Source organism: Nocardioides sp. T5, from assembly GCF_048161455.1.
In the GTDB taxonomy this organism is placed as follows: Bacteria; Actinomycetota; Actinomycetes; order Propionibacteriales; family Nocardioidaceae; genus Nocardioides.
This window is the reverse complement of the sequence record NZ_CP182415.1, coordinates 3,852,707-3,869,467: the sequence shown is the minus strand read 5'-3', so window position 1 is coordinate 3,869,467 and position 16,761 is coordinate 3,852,707. Positions and strand designations below refer to the sequence as shown.

Below are 16,761 nucleotides of genomic sequence, written 5' to 3'. Positions count from 1 at the left end.
AACACCGTGCTCGACGCGCGAGACCGGGTGACAGGCCGCACGCCGTACGTCATCAACCACGACCTGCCCGGCATGCTGCACTGCCAGGTCGTGCGCTCGACGCTGCCGCACGCGCGCATCCTGGAGGTCGACACGTCGCAGGCCGCGGCCGCCCCCGGCGTCCGCGCCGTGGTCTCCGGGCAGGACCTGCGTGCCATGGACGACGTCGCGTCGCGCTTCGGTCCCGTGCTCGCCGACCAGCCGGTGCTGGCCCATGACGTGGTGCGCTACGTCGGCGAACCCGTCGTGGCCGTCGTCGCCGAGACCGCTCATGCCGCCGCTCGTGCCGCCGAGCTGGTCGAGGTGACCTACGAGCCGATGCCCGCGGTCTTCGACGCCATCGAGGCCTGCAGCGGTCAGGCGCCCATCCTGTTCACCGAGGTGCCGGAACGCGACCCGATGTTCGTGGATATCACCTTGCGGGCCGACCACGACCGCAACATCTGCAACACCTTCACCGTCGAGCGCGGTGACGTCGAGGCCGGCTTCGCGCAGGCCGACCACGTCTTCGACGAGTGGTACGACAGTCCGGCCGTCGGTGCGGTGCCGCTGGAGACGCACGCCGTGGTGGCCGACTGGCGCGCTGACGGCGTCACGGTGTGGAGCAACACGCAGACGCCCCACATCGTCCGCCGCCAGCTCGCCCTGCTCCTGCGCACCACCTTGAGCAGGGTGCGCGTCATCGTGCCGGCGGTCGGCGGTGGGTTCGGTGCGAAGGCCTACGCCGCCATCGAGCCCGTCGCGGTGCTCATGTCGAAGGTCTGCCGGGCACCAGTGCGGATGCACCTGCGCCGTGACGAGGAGTTCGTCACCATGACCAAGCATGCGATGAAGGTGCGGCTGCGGACCGGCGTCACCGCCGAGGGCGTCATCGTCGCTCGCGAAGCCACCGCCTACTACAACGCGGGTGCCTACGCCACGATCAGCCCGCGCAAGGTGATGTTCGCCGGGTACGGGCTCAACGGCCCCTACCGGATCCCGAACGTCCGCATCAACGCGCACGCGGTTCTCACCAACACGCCGCCCGCCGGCGCGTACCGGGGGTTCGCCATCAACCAGGCCGCGTGGGCCTACGAGAACCAGATGGACACGATCGCCGAGCACCTCGGCATCGACGCCGTCGACCTGCGTCGCCGCAACCTGCTTGTCGACGGAGACACCTTCTGCACCGGCGAACAGCTCGACCACCTCAACTTCGTCGACATGCTCGACACCGTCGCCGAGAAGGTCGGCTGGGGCCGGGTGCCGGCCGTGGAACGCGACGGCGACGTCGTACGGGCCTGGGGCGTCAGCGCGGTCATCGAGGGCACCATCACCCCCTCGACCTCCGCTGCCGCGGTGCGTGTCAACGACGACGGCAGCGTGGTGGTCCTGACGAGCTCGGTGGAGATGGGCCAAGGAATCCGCTCCGCGCTGGCCTACAACGTCGCCGCGCACCTCGGTGTGTTCATCGACGACGTGCAGGTCTCCTACGTCGACACGGACCTGACCCCCTACGACCAGCAGACCACCGCCAGCCGGTCCGCGTTCTCCATGGGCGAAGCCCTGGGGCGGGCTTCCGAGGACCTCATCGAGAAGATCCGCCACCTCGCCGCGGGCCTGCTGGAGGCCCCGGTCGAGGAGATCGAGTTCGACCGGGGCGCGGTTCAGGTTCGCGGAGTACCCGACACCCGCATGAGCATGGCGGACGTCATCAGACGCACCATGAGCGGCGACGTGCTCGGGGAGGGAACCTTCACGACCTCCGGCGGGCTGGACCCGTTCACGGGTCAGGGCATCGGTTCCGCGCACTGGCACCAGTCGATCGGTGCCGCGCAGGTCGCAGTCGACCTCGGGACCGGACGTGTCACCCTCGAGCGTTACCACGGTGCCGTGTTCGCCGGGAAGGTCATCGACCCGGTCGGTGCGCAGCACCAGTGTGAAGGCTGCCTGCTGTTCGGCGTCGGCAACGCGCTGTTCGAGGAGCTCGTCTACACCGACGGGCAGCTGGTGAACGGGAGCCTGGCCGACTACATGGTCCCCACCATGGAGGACCTACCGACCGACCGCTCCTTCGACCTTGTCGAGGACCCCGAGCGCGGGGAGCCGCACGGCCTAGGCGAACCGGCGTTGCCGCCCATTGCACCTGCGATGAGCAACGCCGTCTACCGGGCCACCGGGGTGCGCGTGACCTCGCTGCCCCTGACCTCGGAGCGGGTGTACCGGGCCCTGCAGGAGGCGAAGGGATCGACATCACGGACCGGTGCAGAGGGCGGTGTGGCATGAGCAGCGACGACGAGACCCTGGTCCTCCTGCCCGACGAGGAGGGCGAGGTCCAGCTGACCTTGAACGTGAACGGGCAGCGACGCAAGGTCACCGCCCGCACCACGCAACCACTTCTCGAGGTCCTGCGCGACGAGCTGCGTCTGCACGGCGCTCGGAGCGGCTGCGGTGTGGGGATCTGCGGCGCCTGCACGGTGCTGCGTGACGGCGCCGCCGTCAACAGCTGCCTGACCCTGGCCGGCCTGTGCGCCGACGCCGAGATCACCACCATCGAGGGTCTCGACGACGGGGAAGGCGACCTCTCCCCGGTCCAGGAGGCGTTCCTGCGTCACCGCGCGTTCCAGTGCTCCTACTGCACCTCCGGCTTCATCCTCGCTCTCGAAGCACTCCTGCGCAGGAATCCCCACCCGAGCGAGAAGGACGTCCACGAGGCCTTCAGTGGGCAGGTGTGCCGGTGCGGCAGTTACACCCAGATCATGGCCGCAGCGCGGGAGTTCGTGGGGGAGCCGAGCGCCGACGAGCCCGTCACGGGAGACGCTCCCTCGGCCGCAGGTGGACGGGCAGGCGAGGACCAGTGAGCTCTCCGCCGATCTTCTTCCCTCGCACCCTGGCCGAGGCCTGCGAGATCCTTGCCGACTACGACGGGCAGGCCAAGGTCGTGGCCGGCGCGACCGCGTTGTCGCTGCTCATGGGGCAGAAGCTGGTCGACCCCGAGGGCCTGGTCTCGCTGAGCAGGATCCCCGACCTCGACCGGATCACGGTCGCCGATGGCGTCCTCACCCTGGGCGCCCTGGTCAAGCACACCGAGGTCGACCGCTCCGAGCTCGTGCGGGAGCACGCTCCCGTCCTGGCGCAGTCCTTCGCCGTGGTCGGCAACCCGCGCATCCGCGCGGCCGCGACCGTGGGCGGGGTGCTCGCCGAGGCCGACTACGCCTCCGACCCCCCTGCGCCCGTGGTGCTCCTCGACGGGTGGGTCACCGCGGTCGGCCCGCACGGGACCCGCGAGATCGCCGCCACGGACCTGTTCGTCGGTTTCTACGAGACCAGCCTCGAGCCCGACGAGGTCATCTCCCACCTGCACGTCCCGGTGACGGACCCGGCCGCCTTCACCTCGTACCTGAAGTACTCCTCCAGGTCGGCAGAGGACCGTCCGTGCGTCGGCGTGGCAGTACTGGTCCGCGTCGACGACGACGGCTCGTGCGCCGACGTGCGGGTCAGCGTGGGTGCTGCCGCAGAGGTTCCCCTGCGGCTGCGGGAGGTGGAGAGGGAGGCGATCGGTCATCGGCTGGACGAGGCGCGGATCGCGCGGATCGGCCAGGCCTATGCCGACGCGCTGGACCCGATCGAGGACGTGCGCGGCAGTGGCTGGTACCGCACCGAGATGACCCGAAACCTGATCTCGCGAGCGCTCACGAACGCACGCGACGCCTCGGCCCGAGCAACTGGAGCAGGAGAGAACAAGCCATGATCGTAGACAGGCGGATCGTCATCGACGCCGCGGCTGCCGAGACGTTCGAGCGTGTCGTCGACATCCCCTTCGTCGGGGAGTGCCTCCCCGGCGCGTCCGGCGTCCGGGACACAGGGGACGGCGTGTACGCGGGCAACTTCATCGTCAAGGTGGGCCCCGTCAAGGTCAACCTCGACGGCACCGTCAGCATCACCGAACACGATGTCGACGCCCGCCGCGCAGTGCTGCAGATGAGGGGATCGGACCGGCGGGTCGGCGGGGAGGTTGTCGGCCGGATGGACCTCGCGGTCGAGGAGAGCGGCGAGACCGCGTCCCTGCTGGTCGTGCACACCGAGTTCACCATCTCGGGCAAGCTCGGCCAGTTCGGCCAGGCCGTGATGCTGAAGAAGGCCGACCAGATCACCGAGGGGTTCGTCGACGAGTTCTCGCGGCGCATGGGCGAGCTCCCCGTGGGCGAGACCACCGGGACCGACACGGGCCGCCCGATCGAGATCGTGGAGGCCACCGGAGCGGGTGCCGTCCCGGGCGTGCAGGGTCCGGATGCTGTGCGTGCCGCCGCGATGGTCCAGCCCGGCGCCGTCGCCCGGTCCGAGCCGGGGGTGGTGGCACCGGTGGACATGGTCGACCCGATGCCGTTGCTGCACGCACTGCTGGGCCTGCTGCGCCGCAGCCGACACTTCACCCACATCGAGTCCCGGGCGGACCTGGGGGACAAGGCGGTCTCAGCCGAGCCGGTGTGGATCACGCATCAGGCGATGCGCTCCGGTGTCCGAGGGGCCGACGTCGCGGCCGCGCCGGCGTACGTGGTCGAGGCGCGCCTGGGCAGGCCCGAGGACGTCCCGACGTTCTGGCGTGACGCCACCCGGGCCGGACTGGACGCGGCCGCCGCCATCGCGCTGACGCCGATGGGGCCTGCGGTCGCTGACGTCGCCGCGCTCGCCGAGCTGGGTGCGGCACTCGCCACGCAGACCGGTCGCCCCGTTCTCGTCGTGGCCACCACGCCGTGGTCGCTGATGTCGGTGGCGCGGGTGGCCCAGACCGGTGTCGTGCACGGCATCGTGGCCGACACCGGCGCCGTCACCTCGGGCGACGCGACGACCTGGATGTGCCTGGCGGTCGAAGAGGTGCGTCGCGCCGGTCTGGAGTCACCGCTGCTGGCCGGCCCGAGCGCCTCTTCGGCGGACGACGACGCCCTTCGCGCCGCCGGGGCGGATGGAGTCATCCGGCGTCACAGGTCGCGCAACCCCGTCAGGCGGGTCACGGCAGCCCGACGGCGCTGACAAGGCATGCGAGATGCGTGAGGTCCTCGACGAGCTGCTCGCCTGGTGGTCGGCCGGGGAGGTCGTCGGTGCCGGGACCGTCGTCGACACGTTCCGCTCGGCCCCCCAGCCGCCCGGGGCGACCATGCTCGTCGGACCCGACGGCACCGTAGTCGGGTCGGTCTCCGGGGGCTGCGTCGAGGGCACCGTCTACGACCTCGCGACCGACGTCCGAGAGACCCGCGACGGAGCACTGTACCGGTTCGGCGTCTCCGACGACGAGGCGTTCTCTGTCGGGCTCACGTGCGGCGGAGAGCTCGGCATCCTGGTGACCGCCATCGACAAGACGAGCTTCGTCGACCTCGACCGGTTCGTCGCCGACGTCAAGGCAGGTCGGCCCGTGGCGCTGGCGACCGTCATCGAGCACCCCGACCCGGCCCGCGTCGGGCGACGACTGGTGCTGCGCCCGGACCACCCCGGCTCCACCGCGTCACCCCCGACCGGTGGCACCGCGACCGGCGACCTGGGCAGCGACCGGCTCGACCAGGCGGTCCTGGACGATGGCCTGGGCCTGCTCTCCGCGGGGCAGGACGGCGTCATCGAGTACGGCCCCGACGGGCAACGGCTTGAGACCGGGTGCCGGGTCTTCGTCTGCTCCTTCGCGCCCGCCCCACGCCTCATCGTCTTCGGCGCCATCGACTTCGCCCGGTCCATGACGACAGCGGGACGCTTCCTCGGCTACGACGTCACCCTGTGTGATGCCCGCCCGGTCTTCGCCACCCCTGAGCGGTTCCCCGACGCCGACCGGGTCGTCGTGGACTGGCCGCACCGCTACCTCGCTGCCGAGCGCGACGCCGGGCGTCTCGACGCGCGCACGGCGCTGACCGTGCTGACGCACGACCCGAAGTTCGACGTGCCGCTCCTCGAGGTGGCGCTCCGGCTGCCCGAGGTCGGCTACGTCGGCGCGATGGGGTCGCGGCAGGCCCACGAGGACCGCCTGGCGCGGCTGCGCGCGGCAGGGGTGACCGACGCCGAGCTCACGAGGCTTCGCTCTCCCATCGGGCTGGACCTGCGCGGGCGTACTGCGCCCGAGACGGCCATGAGCATCGGCGCGGAGATCGTGGCCCTCCGATGGGGTGGGACGGGGGTGCCGCTCACGCATGTGAACGGGAGCATCCACCAGCATGCAGATGCGGACGTCCAGTCGGCTGATCAGTCGCCCTGAGTCTCCCCACCCGCAGATCTGCGCCAGATTCGGTTCGTGCTGCGCTTGAACTTCGTGGATCTCTTTGTATACAGTTGCATCCAGACGATACGAGAGGCGGCAAAATGTCGAAGCGAGTCATTGTCGTAGGCGGGGGCAACGCGGCCCTGTGTGCGGCACTTTCTGCCCGGGAGAACGGCGCGGACGTCGTGGTGCTCGAGCGCGCCGAGGGCGAGCTGAAGGGCGGGAACACCGCCTTCACCGCAGGCGCGATGCGGGTGGCGTACGACGGGGTCGACGACCTCCTCACGTTGATGCCCGAGCTGACCGACGAGGAGCTGGCGAACACCGACTTCGGCAGCTACTCCGCCTCGGACTTCTACGACGACCTCGCGCGCGTCACCGAGTACCGGACCGACCCCGAGCTCGCGAGCGTCCTGGCCGACGAGAGCCTGCCGACGCTGCAGTGGATGAACAAGCAGGGCGTGCGGTTCGTGCCGATCTACGGCCGCCAGGCGTTCAAGATCGACGGCCGCTTCAAGTTCTGGGGCGGACTGACCGTCGAGGTCTCCGGCGGCGGTCCCGGCCTCGTCGACGCGCTCACCAAGGCGGCCGCCAACGCTGGCGTGCAGGTCGAGTACGGCGCCCGCGTGCTCTCGCTCATCGCGGGCGACAACGGCGTGTCCGGGGTCACCGTGCGCCAGCACGGCGTGACCCGCGAGGAGCACGCCGACGCGGTGATCCTCGCCAGTGGCGGCTTCCAGGCGAACACCGCGTGGCGGACGCAGTACCTCGGCCCGAACTGGGACCTCGCCAAGGTGCGCGGCACCCAGTTCAACACCGGCGACGGTCACCAGATGGCGCTCAGCATCGGGGCCAGCCCGGCCGGCAACTGGTCCGGCTGCCACGCCGTGAGCTGGGAGCTCAACGCTCCCGAGTTCGGCGACATGGCCGTGGGCGACCACTTCCAGAAGCACAGCTACCCGTGGTCGGTCATGGTCAACGCCGAGGGGAAGCGGTTCGTCGACGAGGGTGCTGACTTCCGCAACTACACCTATGCCAAGTACGGACGTCGGGTGCTCGAACAGCCCGGCCAGTTCGCGTGGCAGGTCTTCGACAGCAAGGTCAGCCACCTGCTGCGCGACGAGTACCGCATCAAGCAGGTCACGAAGGTCACCGCGAACACCCTCGAGGAGCTCGCCAAGAAGATGGACGGCGTCGACGCGGAAGGCTTCCTCGCCGAGATCCGCGCCTACAACGCAGCCGTCGACCAGGACGTCCCCTTCGACCCGAACGTCAAGGACGGACGAGGGACGAGCGGCCTGGCGGTCAACAAGACGAACTGGGCCAACACCATCGAGGACGGGCCGTTCGAGGCCTACGCGGTCACCTGCGGCATCACGTTCACGTTCGGGGGCCTGCGCATCAACCGCGACGCACAGGTGCTGGACACGGACCAGCGCGTCATCCCCAACCTGTACGCAGCAGGGGAGATCGTCGGCGGCGTCTTCTACTTCAACTACCCGGGTGGCTCGGGCCTGACGAACGGTTCCGTCTTTGGCAAGATCGCCGGCGCGAACGCGGCCGGCTGATCACGCCAGGCGGCCACGGGAGGGCATCCATGTCGACAAGTGCTGCACCATCCCACGCGGCACCGGCGAAGCAGCCAACGACGTACTGGTTCACCGCGTGCCAGTTCGTCGTCCGCACCGAGGCCGAGGGGCTCACCCGACAGGCCGCCTCCATGGCACACGCCAAGCAGATGGGGACGACGCTGACGGCGTGCGGGCTCGATGCCACGAGCTGGCACCGACTGTGGGAGGTGCCCTTCGTGGCCGCGGCGGTCAAGGACCGCTGTCCGCAGTGCGTATCCATCTGCGCCGAGGCGCGACCTTGAGGGACCCGCGGGCTGTGCTCCAAGGCGTTGGAAGGCAGTCGAACGACACCAGAGGCCAGGGATGACACTGCAAGGCGACGATCCAGCGGAGCAGGGCACGTGCGGGTGGGAACGCCCGCGCCCCACCGGGTGGGCCCTCCGGCAGGCGCTCGACGAGGACCCCCCCAACCCACCCAAGGAGATGCAGCTTGATTCCTACTGAAGCCCTCACTGGGTCGCTCGTCGTCTTCGACGACATACTCCCCGCCAAGCAGGGCATCGCGTTCGAGATGGCCATGGGGCAAGTGCTGCGCATCGTCGACGTCGAGGGCCAGCAGGTGCCGGACCTGCTGTGCTTCAACGCCGCGGACCATGCGGACAAGTTCTCGCCGCCGAACACCCAGCTGCTCAACCAGACAGTCTTTCTCAAAACCGGACATCACCTGTACTCAACCCGAGCCAGGCCGATGATGACCATCCTCGAGGACACGGTCGGCGTCCATGACGTGATCAGCGGGGGGTGCAGCGCCGCCACGAACGAGTTTCGTTACGGCGTGCGAGGCACGGCGAGCTGCCGCGGCAACTTCGAGGAGGCGCTCGCCCCGTACGACATTCCTGAACCTGAGATCCCGTACAACTTCAACATCTTCATGAATGTGACGGTCGCAGCGGACGGCGCGACCGCGATCGAGGAGAGCCCGAGCAAGGCGGGTGACTACATCGACTTGCGTGCCGACATGGACCTCGTGGTGGCGATCTCGAACTGCCCGCAGTCGCGCAACCCGTGCAACGGCTGGAACCCGACCGCGCTCCGGCTTATTATGCACGAGCCGGAGGCTCGCAGCAGCGCCTGACGCGCAGTGTGCACAGGCTCGGCGCGGTGGGCATGGCTGGCAGCCCCACTGACCGGCCGGACGTGCGGTCGGTCGGTCTTGTCACGGTCGCCAGGAACGGCGTCGAGGTCCTGTCCACCTGTCCCCGGCCGAGCATCGGCAACCGTCCAGTCACGGCTGTGGAGTCGACAACCTCCCCGACGGCGAGACGGCATGAACGAGCGTCGGTTCGGTTGCAGGCCCGGCTGCTTCGGCGTGTGCGGCACGGCCGCGGATGCTGGATCGCACGGTGTTCGCAGATCTGACCTGCGGGCTTGTGCTGGTCTGGTGCCCCAGGCAAGAGTCGAACTTGCGACCTTTCGCTTAGGAGGGGTTGATCGATCGCACCGACCTGCGGCTCAGATGGTCAGAATCTCCCGATTCACACATAAACCTCCGAGCCGTAGGCTTCGCTGCCTGCCCCTCACTCAGACGCGCCCTGACGCGGATCTTCAACTCGCCGGCTTGTCTGACGGCGACTCATGAGCACGCGCACATGCCGACGGTCTCAGGGGTCAGCGCAACACTTCCTTGATTCGAGTAGGTTGCGGTGTGTCGGCGACGCCTGAAAACTGACCCCCTATCGCCGGTCGAAAACTGACCCCCCTCCGAGACCCTGACCTCACCAGCGGTGAGGCAGGAGGACGGGAGTGTTGTCAGTGGAGGACTGGGCAGAGATCCGCAGGTTGCACCGGGCCGAGGGGTTGCCGATCAAGATGATCGCCAGGACGTTGGGCGTCTCGCGCAACACGGTCCGTGCGGCGCTGGCGGTTGACGGGCCACCGAGGTACGTGCGGAAGCCAGTGGGGTCCGCGGTCGATGTGTTCGAGCCGCGGATCCGTGAGCAGCTTCAGGCGGTGCCGACGATGCCGGCCACGGTGATCGCGGAGCGGGTCGGCTGGGACCGTGGGATGACGGTGTTCAAGCAGCGGGTGGCCGAGCTGCGTCCGGCCTATCTGCCGCCCGATCCTGCGTCGCGGACCACCTATGAGGCCGGTGAGCTGGCGCAGTTCGACTTCTGGTTTCCCGACATCGAGCTCCCGGTCGGCTACGGGCAGACCCGGACCGCGAAGCGGCTGCCGGTGATGACGTGCGTGACCGGTTACTCGCGCTGGTCCGGTGGCATCTTGATCCCCTCGCGCGAAGCCGAGGATCTGTACGCGGGCTGGTGGCACCTGCTGTCGACCCAGCTGCAGGGTGTCCCGAAGACGCTGGTGTGGGACGGCGAAGGAGCCGTCGGCCGGTGGCGCGCACGACGACCCGAGCTGACCGGTCACTGCCAGGGTTTCCGCGGTGTCCTGGGGGCGAGTGTGTACATCTGCAAGCCCGCCGACCCTGAAGCCAAGGGGATGCTCGAGCGGCTGCATGACTACCTCGAGAGGTCCTTCCTGCCCGGACGGCGTTTCGCGTCGCCAGCGGACTTCAACGTCCAGCTGGCCGGGTTCTTCGCCAAGGCCAACGCCCGTCGGATGCGGGTCCTGGGCTGCACGCCCGGTGACCGGGTCGAAGCCGACCGGGCCGCGATGTTGCCCCTGCCACCGGTCCCGCCCGAGGTCGGCTGGCGCAAGACGCTGCGGCTTCCGCGTGACCACTACGTCCGCGTCGACTCGAACGACTACTCCGTCCACCCCGCCGTGGTCGGGCGCCGGATCGAGGTCCACGCCGACCTGGACCGGGTGTGGGTGACCTGCGAGGGCGCGGTCGTGGCCGACCACGCCCGGGTGTGGGCACGGCACCAGACCATCACCGAGTTCGAGCACACCGTCGCCGCCAAACACCTGCGCCACGGCCGAGCCGACCTCCTGCGGCCAGTCGCCGACGCTGCGACCGGCGAGGAGGTCGAGATCCGCTCACTCGGGTGCTACGACCTAGCACTCGGCCTCGTCGATGAGCTGGTCGACGAGGAGGTGTCGTAATGGCCACCCGGACGAAGTCGGCACCGAGGACCGGCCGCGATGTCACGAGCGAGCTGGAGTTCCTGACGCGGGCGTTGAAGGCACCCACGCTGCGCGAATCGGTCGCCCGGCTGGCCGAGCGGGCGCGCGAGGAGTCCTGGACCCATGAGGAGTTCCTGGCCGCGTGCCTGCAACGCGAGGTGTCAGCGCGGGAGTCCCATGGTGGGGAGGGACGGATCCGCGCAGCCCGGTTCCCGGCCCGCAAGAGTCTGGAAGACTTCGACTACGACCACGCCCGTGGCCTGAAGCGGGAGACGATCGCGCACCTGGGCACCTTGGACTTCGTTGCTGGCAAGGAGAACGTCGTGCTCCTCGGCCCGCCCGGCACCGGGAAGACCCACTTGGCCACCGGGCTGGCGATCCGGGCCTGCCAGGCAGGGCACCGCGTCCAGTTCGCCACCGCCAGCCAGTGGGTCGATCGGCTCGCCGAAGCCCACCACGCGGGCCGGCTGCAAGACGAGCTCCGCCGGCTGGTCCGCTACCCGGTGCTGGTCATCGACGAGGTCGGCTACATCCCGTTCGAACCCGAGGCCGCCAACCTGTTCTTCCAGCTCGTCTCATCGCGCTACGAACGCGCCAGCCTCATCGTCACGTCCAACAAGAACTTCGCCCGCTGGGGCGAGGTCTTCGGCGACGACACCGTCGCCGCCGCGATGATCGACCGGCTCGTCCACCACGCCGAGGTCATCGCCTTGAAGGGCGACTCCTACCGGCTGAAGAACCGAGAGCTCGGCCGCGTCCCCGCGGCCGTCAACGAAGAGAACTAGAAACTGAGGGGGTCAATTTTCAACCGTCGGAAAGGGGTCAGTTTTCGACCGTCGTTGACACGGTGGGACGCGGTGACTACGAGAAGTTGACGCCGGAGACGGTCGAGCGTTGTCGACAGACCCAGGGGCGCGCCGGCCGCTGAGCAAGGCCGGCCTGCGGAGGCGGTCACATGCGAGTTGTCCCGAGGATCATGGACGTGGCAGAACGACGTCGATCGCGGTGTCGCCCGGCTGGCTCGCGAGTGTCACCCTGCCACGGTGGGCGCCAGCTATGGCCTGCACCAGTGATAGTCCGAGGCCGGCGCCCCCGCGGCTCCGGGCTGCGTCCCCGCGGGTGAAGCGCTCGAACGCGTGCGGTGCGAGGTCGGGCGCGAATCCGGGGCCGTCGTCGTGGACCGTGAAGCCGGCGCTGGTCGGTCCGGCCGTGCCGGTCACTGTCACGGTGCTGCCGGGCGGCGTGTGTTTGAGTGCGTTGGTGAGCAGGTCCGGTACGGGGCGAGGACTTGGGCGCTGACCGGGCTTCGGCGCCCTGAGGGGCCGAGAAATTGACATAGAATTCCCATAGATCGACGCCGTCAACGCCGCTGTCGAGCGTTTCGCAGAGCACCGGACGCACCAGTGCGACACGCCACGGCATAGCCCGACACGGAGCGAACAATGACAAAACCGCAGGTCAGCGCGGGATTCGCGTATCTGACCTGCGGTTTTGCGGTGGTGCCCCAGGCAAGAGTCGAACTTGCGACCTTTCGCTTAGGAGGCGGCTGCTCTATCCACTGAGCTACTGGGGCGGTGCCACGTCACCGGTGGTGCTGCGGCGGGAAGCATCCTGCCACGACGGCGTACACCGCTGCGCATCAGCACATCGGTCAGTGGGACGGCAGCGAGCCGGACAGCCGCTCGTGGCGTTCGGCGCTCGACGGGTTGAGGCCGACGATCTCCACGGTCTTGCCCTTGCGGGCGTACTTGGTGGTGATGGCGTCGAGCGAGGCGACGGTGGAGGCGTCCCAGACGTGGGACTGCGACAGGTCGATGACGACGTGGGCGGGGTCGCCGGCGTAGTCGAACTGGGTGTAGAGGTCGTTGCTCGAGGCGAAGAACAGCTCGCCGGTGACGCGGTAGACCGCGCTGGTCGTGCCGTCGCGGTTCGTGACGAGCTCGCGGTGCGTCTCCGTGAGGTGGGCGACGCGGCGCGCGAACAGGGTCATGGCGACCAGCACGCCGACCCCGACGCCGATCGCGAGGTTGTGGGTCAGCACGGTCACGACGACCGTGGCCAGCATGACGGCGGTCTCCGACTTCGGCATCCGCCGGAGCGTCGACGGCTGGATCGAGTGCCAGTCGAAGGTGCCGACCGAGACCATGATCATGACGGCGACGAGCGCGGCCATCGGGATGAGCGCGACGACGTCGCCGAAGCCGACGACCAGGACCAGCAGGAAGACGCCGGCGAGGAAGGTCGAGATCCGGGTGCGGGCGCCGGACGCCTTCACGTTGATCATCGTCTGGCCGATCATCGCGCAGCCGCCCATGCCGCCGAAGAAGCCGGTGACCACGTTGGCCGCGCCCTGGCCCCACGCCTCACGTGTCTTGGCGGAGTGGGTGTCGGTGATGTCGTCGACCAGCTTGGCCGTGAGCAGCGACTCCAGCAGGCCGACGAGCGCCATCGCCACGGCGTAGGGCGCGATCACCTGCAGGGTGTCGAGGGTCCACGGCACGTCGGGGAGGAAGAGGGCCGGCAGGCTGTCGGGCAGCTCGCCCTCGTCGCCGACGTCGGGCAGGGACAGTCCGGCCAGCAGGGCGAAGCCGGTCAGCGCGACGATCGCGACGAGCGGGGACGGGATCACCTTGTTGAGGCGTGGGAAGCCCACGATGACCGCGATGCCGACGGCGACCATCGGGTAGACCAGCCACGGCACGTCGACCAGGTGGGGCACCTGGGCGAGGAAGATCAAGATGGCCAGCGCGTTGACGAACCCGACCATCACCTGGCGCGGGATGAAGCGCATCAGCCGGGCCACGCCCAGCAGCCCCAGCACAACCTGGATGACCCCGCCGAGCAGCACCGTGGCGATCAGGTAGTCGTAGCCGTGGTCGCGCATCACCGGCGCGATCACCAGCGCGATGGCGCCGGTGGCTGCCGAGATCATCGCCGGACGACCGCCGAGGAAGGCGATCGAGACCGCCATCGTGAAGGACGCGAAGAGGCCGATGCGCGGGTCGACCCCGGCGATGATGGAGAACGAGATGGCCTCGGGGATCAGGGCCAGCGCGACGACGAGGCCGGCCAGCACCTCGGTGCGCAGCATCCGGGGCGAGCGCAGCGCGGCTCGCACAGTGGGCTCGGGTGCGGGCTCGGACTGGGCCATAGAGTCGGTGGTGGCAGGCACGAGCAACAAACCTACCCTTACGTGAGGGTAGGGTTGAAATCGAAGGGCAGGAGGGCGCGGTCGTGGGCGAGCAGTCCGTCGAGGGGGCCGTGATGCACATCGGCGAGGTGGCCGCGCGCACCGAGCTGTCCCTGCGCAGCCTGCGCCACTGGGAGGAGGTCGGACTCCTCACGCCGTCGGGCCGCACCGACGGCGGCTTCCGGCTCTACACCGAGTCCGACGTCGACAAGATCCTCGTCATCCGGCGGATGAAGCCCCTGGGGTTCAGCATCGAGGAGATGAAGGCCGTGATGGGCGACCTGGAGGTGCTCGACGACGCGTCGTCCGACCCGGCGGCCGGGCAGGCCGCACGCGATCGCCTCGCGGCCGTGTCGGGGGAGGCCGCCGAGCGGCGGGAGCGGTTGGTGCGCCAGCTCGAGATGGCCGACGAGTTCATCGGTCTCCTCGCCGCGCGCCGTCGTACCTGAGCAGTCCCGAGCGCAGGGGTCGGCGCTGCGGAGGGCGGCAAACTTGCCGGAGTGAAGTAGATTCCGTCCCGGTCCAGTTCCCACCCCTGCGAAGGTGCCCACGTGTCGGACGAGTCGCGCCCCGAATCTCCTGCGGGCGCGCCCAAGCGCCGCGGCAAGGCCGCCCGCAAGCACACCGTGGGACGCGTCATCCTCATCAGCGCGGTCGTGCTGGCCCTCATCACCGGGCTCGGCACGGTGTACTTCATCCGCCACCTCAACGGCAACATCGAGGGGCTCTCGCTCGACGCGCTCGGTGACGAGGAGCGACCCGAGAAGGTCTACACCGGCAACGGCGAGCCGCTCAACATCCTCGTGATGGGCTCCGACTCGCGCGACTGCGAGGGCTGCGACATCGACGCGGAGGGCGGCGGCGGCTCCGACACCACCATCCTCGTGCACCTCTCCGCGGACCGCAGCCGGGCGTACGCCGTCTCGATCCCGCGCGACTCGATCATCGACCGGCCCGAGTGCAACGACGGCGACTCCGCCGCCGCGACCGACGTGATGTGGAACGCCGCCTACACCGAGGGCGGCCCGGTCTGCACCCTCGACCAGCTCGAGACGACCACGGGCATCTACGTCGACCACTTCGTCGTCGTCGACTTCGCCAGCTTCGGCGACATGGTCGACGCCGTCGGCGGTGTGCCGGTGTGCGTGCCCGAGGACATCGTGGACCGCGAGCACCAGATCTTCGTCCCCAAGGGCAACCCGTCGGTCCTCTCGGGCGACCAGGCGCTCGACTACGTCCGCGCACGCTACGTGGGCGAGCAGCTCCAGCAGAACGACATCTCCCGGATCCGGCGCCAGCAGGAGTTCATCGGCGCGCTGGTCCGCGAGGTGCAGTCGGCGGGCACGCTGACGCGGCTCGACAAGGTCGTGAAGTTCCTCGACGCGGCCACCAAGTCGCTGACCACCGACGAGGAGTTCGCCTCGGTGACCCGGCTTGGAAAGGTGGCGATGCAGCTGCAGGGGATCGGCCTCGACAAGGTCCAGTTCGTCACGCTGCCCACCGAGTACTACCCGCGCGACTCCGAGTTCTGGGGCAAGGTCTACTGGACGCCCGAGGCCGAGAAGATCTGGGAGCTCATCAACGAGGACAAGGCGATCCCGCCGCGTCTGCTCGGCGGCAACTCCGTCAGCGCCGAGGGACCGCCCGAATCCTCGGAGACGCCGTCGCCGACCGCGGACGGGGAGACCCCGACGCCCTCCGAGACGCCCTCCGAGACCCCCACGCCGACCGAGACGGCCTCGCCGAGCGAGACCGCCAGCCCTGACGCCCCGGCCACGACCGAGCCGGAGCCCGTCCCCGGCATCTGCGCCTGACCTGCTCGTGACCCCCGACGACGCCACCGACGCCACCGACACCACCGGTCCCGCCGACCCGGTGGCCCCGGCGGCCGAGCGCGAGCCGGAGTGGAAGCGCCGTCGCCGGCTGGCGGCGGTGTTCGGGGACGGCGCGCCCGAGCAGACGAGCGACGACCGCGACCCGCGCGAGGACCGCTCGGGCAAGGGCGACGACTGGTACCGCGACCAGGTCCCGCCCCACCACGGCTGACCGCCACCACGGCTGACCGCCACCACGGCTGACCGCCCCGGCGCGCCGCCGTACGACGCGCGGGCGGGCGGTGGTCCACCCACGTTCACGGGCTCGCGAGTGTGGCTCAGCCACCGCTGAACGGGGCGTCTCGGGAGCGGGAGTGACCAGCCGGACGACGAACGGCCCGCCCCCGGTCGGGGACGGGCCGGTGAGCGTCGTACGACGGGGTGGCTCAGACCGCGCCGCCGCGAGCGCGGAGCAGGTCGCGGATCTCCTCGAGCAGGGCGACGTCGGGGGCCGCGCCGGCCTCCTCGGTGGGGAAGAAGCGCTCGCGCGCCTTGGTGTAGGGCAGCACGATGAAGAAGTAGACGACGGCGCCCATGATCAGGAACGAGATCAGCGCGTTGAGGAAGGCGCCGAAGCTGCCGGCCTCGCCGCTGAAGAAGTCGTCGGTGTTGGGCAGCAGGCCGGTGAGCCACTCCGTGAAGGTGGTGACGACCGCTGCGAAGGCGAGCGCCATGATCAGGCCGGTGGCGATCTCGACCAGGTTGCCCTTGAGGACGAAGGCCTTGAAGCCGCTCATGCTGGGTTCTCCTTCTGACGGGGCCCCGAGAGGAGCCGCGGAC

16 protein-coding genes and 1 tRNA gene are annotated in these 16,761 nt (G+C 69.5%); 13 read left to right on the top strand and 4 right to left on the bottom strand.

The window, feature by feature from the left end:
* Positions 1-6: 6 nt before the first annotated feature.
* The 10 genes from ACNKF0_RS18945 to istB all read left to right on the top strand — a co-directional run bounded on the left by ACNKF0_RS18945 (position 7) and on the right by istB (position 11,702).
* The gene (locus ACNKF0_RS18945) at positions 7-2,304 is read left to right on the top strand and encodes a xanthine dehydrogenase family protein molybdopterin-binding subunit (protein ID WP_416954376.1); all 2,298 of its coding nucleotides are present in this window, start codon (positions 7-9) and stop codon (positions 2,302-2,304) included.
* On the top strand, positions 2,301-2,879 hold the full coding sequence (locus ACNKF0_RS18940; protein ID WP_416954375.1) for a (2Fe-2S)-binding protein: 579 nt from the start codon (positions 2,301-2,303) through the stop codon (positions 2,877-2,879). Before ACNKF0_RS18945 ends, ACNKF0_RS18940 begins: the two co-directional genes overlap by 4 nt.
* Positions 2,876-3,769 (top strand): FAD binding domain-containing protein, encoded by an 894-nt coding sequence (locus ACNKF0_RS18935; RefSeq protein WP_416954374.1) that lies wholly within the window; start codon positions 2,876-2,878, stop codon positions 3,767-3,769. Before ACNKF0_RS18940 ends, ACNKF0_RS18935 begins: the two co-directional genes overlap by 4 nt.
* Entirely contained in the window at positions 3,766-5,049 is a 1,284-nt protein-coding gene (locus tag ACNKF0_RS18930; RefSeq protein ID WP_416954373.1) for an SRPBCC domain-containing protein, read from the top strand. Before ACNKF0_RS18935 ends, ACNKF0_RS18930 begins: the two co-directional genes overlap by 4 nt.
* Positions 5,050-5,062: 13 nt before the next feature.
* Positions 5,063-6,253 carry an XdhC family protein gene (locus ACNKF0_RS18925; protein ID WP_416954372.1) on the top strand — a complete coding sequence of 397 codons (1,191 nt, stop codon included), beginning with the start codon at positions 5,063-5,065 and terminating at the stop codon, positions 6,251-6,253.
* A 104-nt stretch (positions 6,254-6,357) separates the two neighbouring features.
* Positions 6,358-7,824, top strand: coding sequence for an FAD-dependent tricarballylate dehydrogenase TcuA (tcuA, locus tag ACNKF0_RS18920; RefSeq protein WP_416954371.1), 1,467 nt, complete (start codon positions 6,358-6,360; stop codon positions 7,822-7,824).
* A gap of 29 nt (positions 7,825-7,853) precedes the next feature.
* Complete coding sequence (locus tag ACNKF0_RS18915) at positions 7,854-8,129, top strand: hypothetical protein (RefSeq protein ID WP_416954370.1); 276 nt, start codon at positions 7,854-7,856, stop codon at positions 8,127-8,129.
* A 188-nt stretch (positions 8,130-8,317) separates the two neighbouring features.
* Complete coding sequence (locus ACNKF0_RS18910) at positions 8,318-8,962, top strand: DUF1989 domain-containing protein (RefSeq protein WP_416954369.1); 645 nt, start codon at positions 8,318-8,320, stop codon at positions 8,960-8,962.
* Positions 8,963-9,630: 668 nt separating this feature from the next.
* Positions 9,631-10,896, top strand: coding sequence for an IS21 family transposase (istA, locus tag ACNKF0_RS18905; protein WP_416954368.1), 1,266 nt, complete (start codon positions 9,631-9,633; stop codon positions 10,894-10,896).
* Positions 10,896-11,702: an IS21-like element helper ATPase IstB gene (istB, locus tag ACNKF0_RS18900; RefSeq protein WP_416954367.1), complete on the top strand. Its 807-nt coding sequence runs from the start codon at positions 10,896-10,898 to the stop codon at positions 11,700-11,702. Before istA ends, istB begins: the two co-directional genes overlap by 1 nt.
* A 189-nt stretch (positions 11,703-11,891) precedes the next feature.
* Here istB and ACNKF0_RS18895 read toward each other — a convergent pair whose 3' ends face one another.
* The 3 genes from ACNKF0_RS18895 to ACNKF0_RS18885 all read right to left on the bottom strand — a co-directional run bounded on the left by ACNKF0_RS18895 (position 11,892) and on the right by ACNKF0_RS18885 (position 14,008).
* The gene (locus tag ACNKF0_RS18895) at positions 11,892-12,254 is read right to left on the bottom strand and encodes a sensor histidine kinase (protein ID WP_416958581.1); all 363 of its coding nucleotides are present in this window, start codon (positions 12,252-12,254) and stop codon (positions 11,892-11,894) included.
* 160 nt (positions 12,255-12,414) lie between these two features.
* A tRNA-Arg gene (locus ACNKF0_RS18890) sits at positions 12,415-12,490 on the bottom strand.
* A gap of 78 nt (positions 12,491-12,568) precedes the next feature.
* The gene (locus tag ACNKF0_RS18885; RefSeq protein WP_416958580.1) at positions 12,569-14,008 is read right to left on the bottom strand and encodes a SulP family inorganic anion transporter; all 1,440 of its coding nucleotides are present in this window, start codon (positions 14,006-14,008) and stop codon (positions 12,569-12,571) included.
* A 143-nt stretch (positions 14,009-14,151) separates the two neighbouring features.
* Between ACNKF0_RS18885 and ACNKF0_RS18880 the strand changes: the two genes are divergently transcribed.
* The 3 genes from ACNKF0_RS18880 to ACNKF0_RS18870 all read left to right on the top strand — a co-directional run bounded on the left by ACNKF0_RS18880 (position 14,152) and on the right by ACNKF0_RS18870 (position 16,153).
* Positions 14,152-14,556, top strand: a complete 405-nt coding sequence (locus ACNKF0_RS18880) for a MerR family transcriptional regulator (protein ID WP_416954366.1) — start codon at positions 14,152-14,154, stop codon at positions 14,554-14,556.
* Positions 14,557-14,658: 102 nt separating this feature from the next.
* Positions 14,659-15,921, top strand: a complete 1,263-nt coding sequence (locus tag ACNKF0_RS18875) for an LCP family protein (RefSeq protein ID WP_416954365.1) — start codon at positions 14,659-14,661, stop codon at positions 15,919-15,921.
* A 7-nt stretch (positions 15,922-15,928) separates the two neighbouring features.
* The gene (locus ACNKF0_RS18870; RefSeq protein WP_416954364.1) at positions 15,929-16,153 is read left to right on the top strand and encodes a hypothetical protein; all 225 of its coding nucleotides are present in this window, start codon (positions 15,929-15,931) and stop codon (positions 16,151-16,153) included.
* A gap of 214 nt (positions 16,154-16,367) precedes the next feature.
* Here the strand turns inward: ACNKF0_RS18870 and ACNKF0_RS18865 are convergent, their stop codons facing one another.
* A complete protein-coding gene (locus ACNKF0_RS18865; RefSeq protein ID WP_416954363.1) occupies positions 16,368-16,718 on the bottom strand; it encodes an MscL family protein in 351 nt (116 codons plus the stop codon).
* Positions 16,719-16,761: the final 43 nt, after the last annotated feature.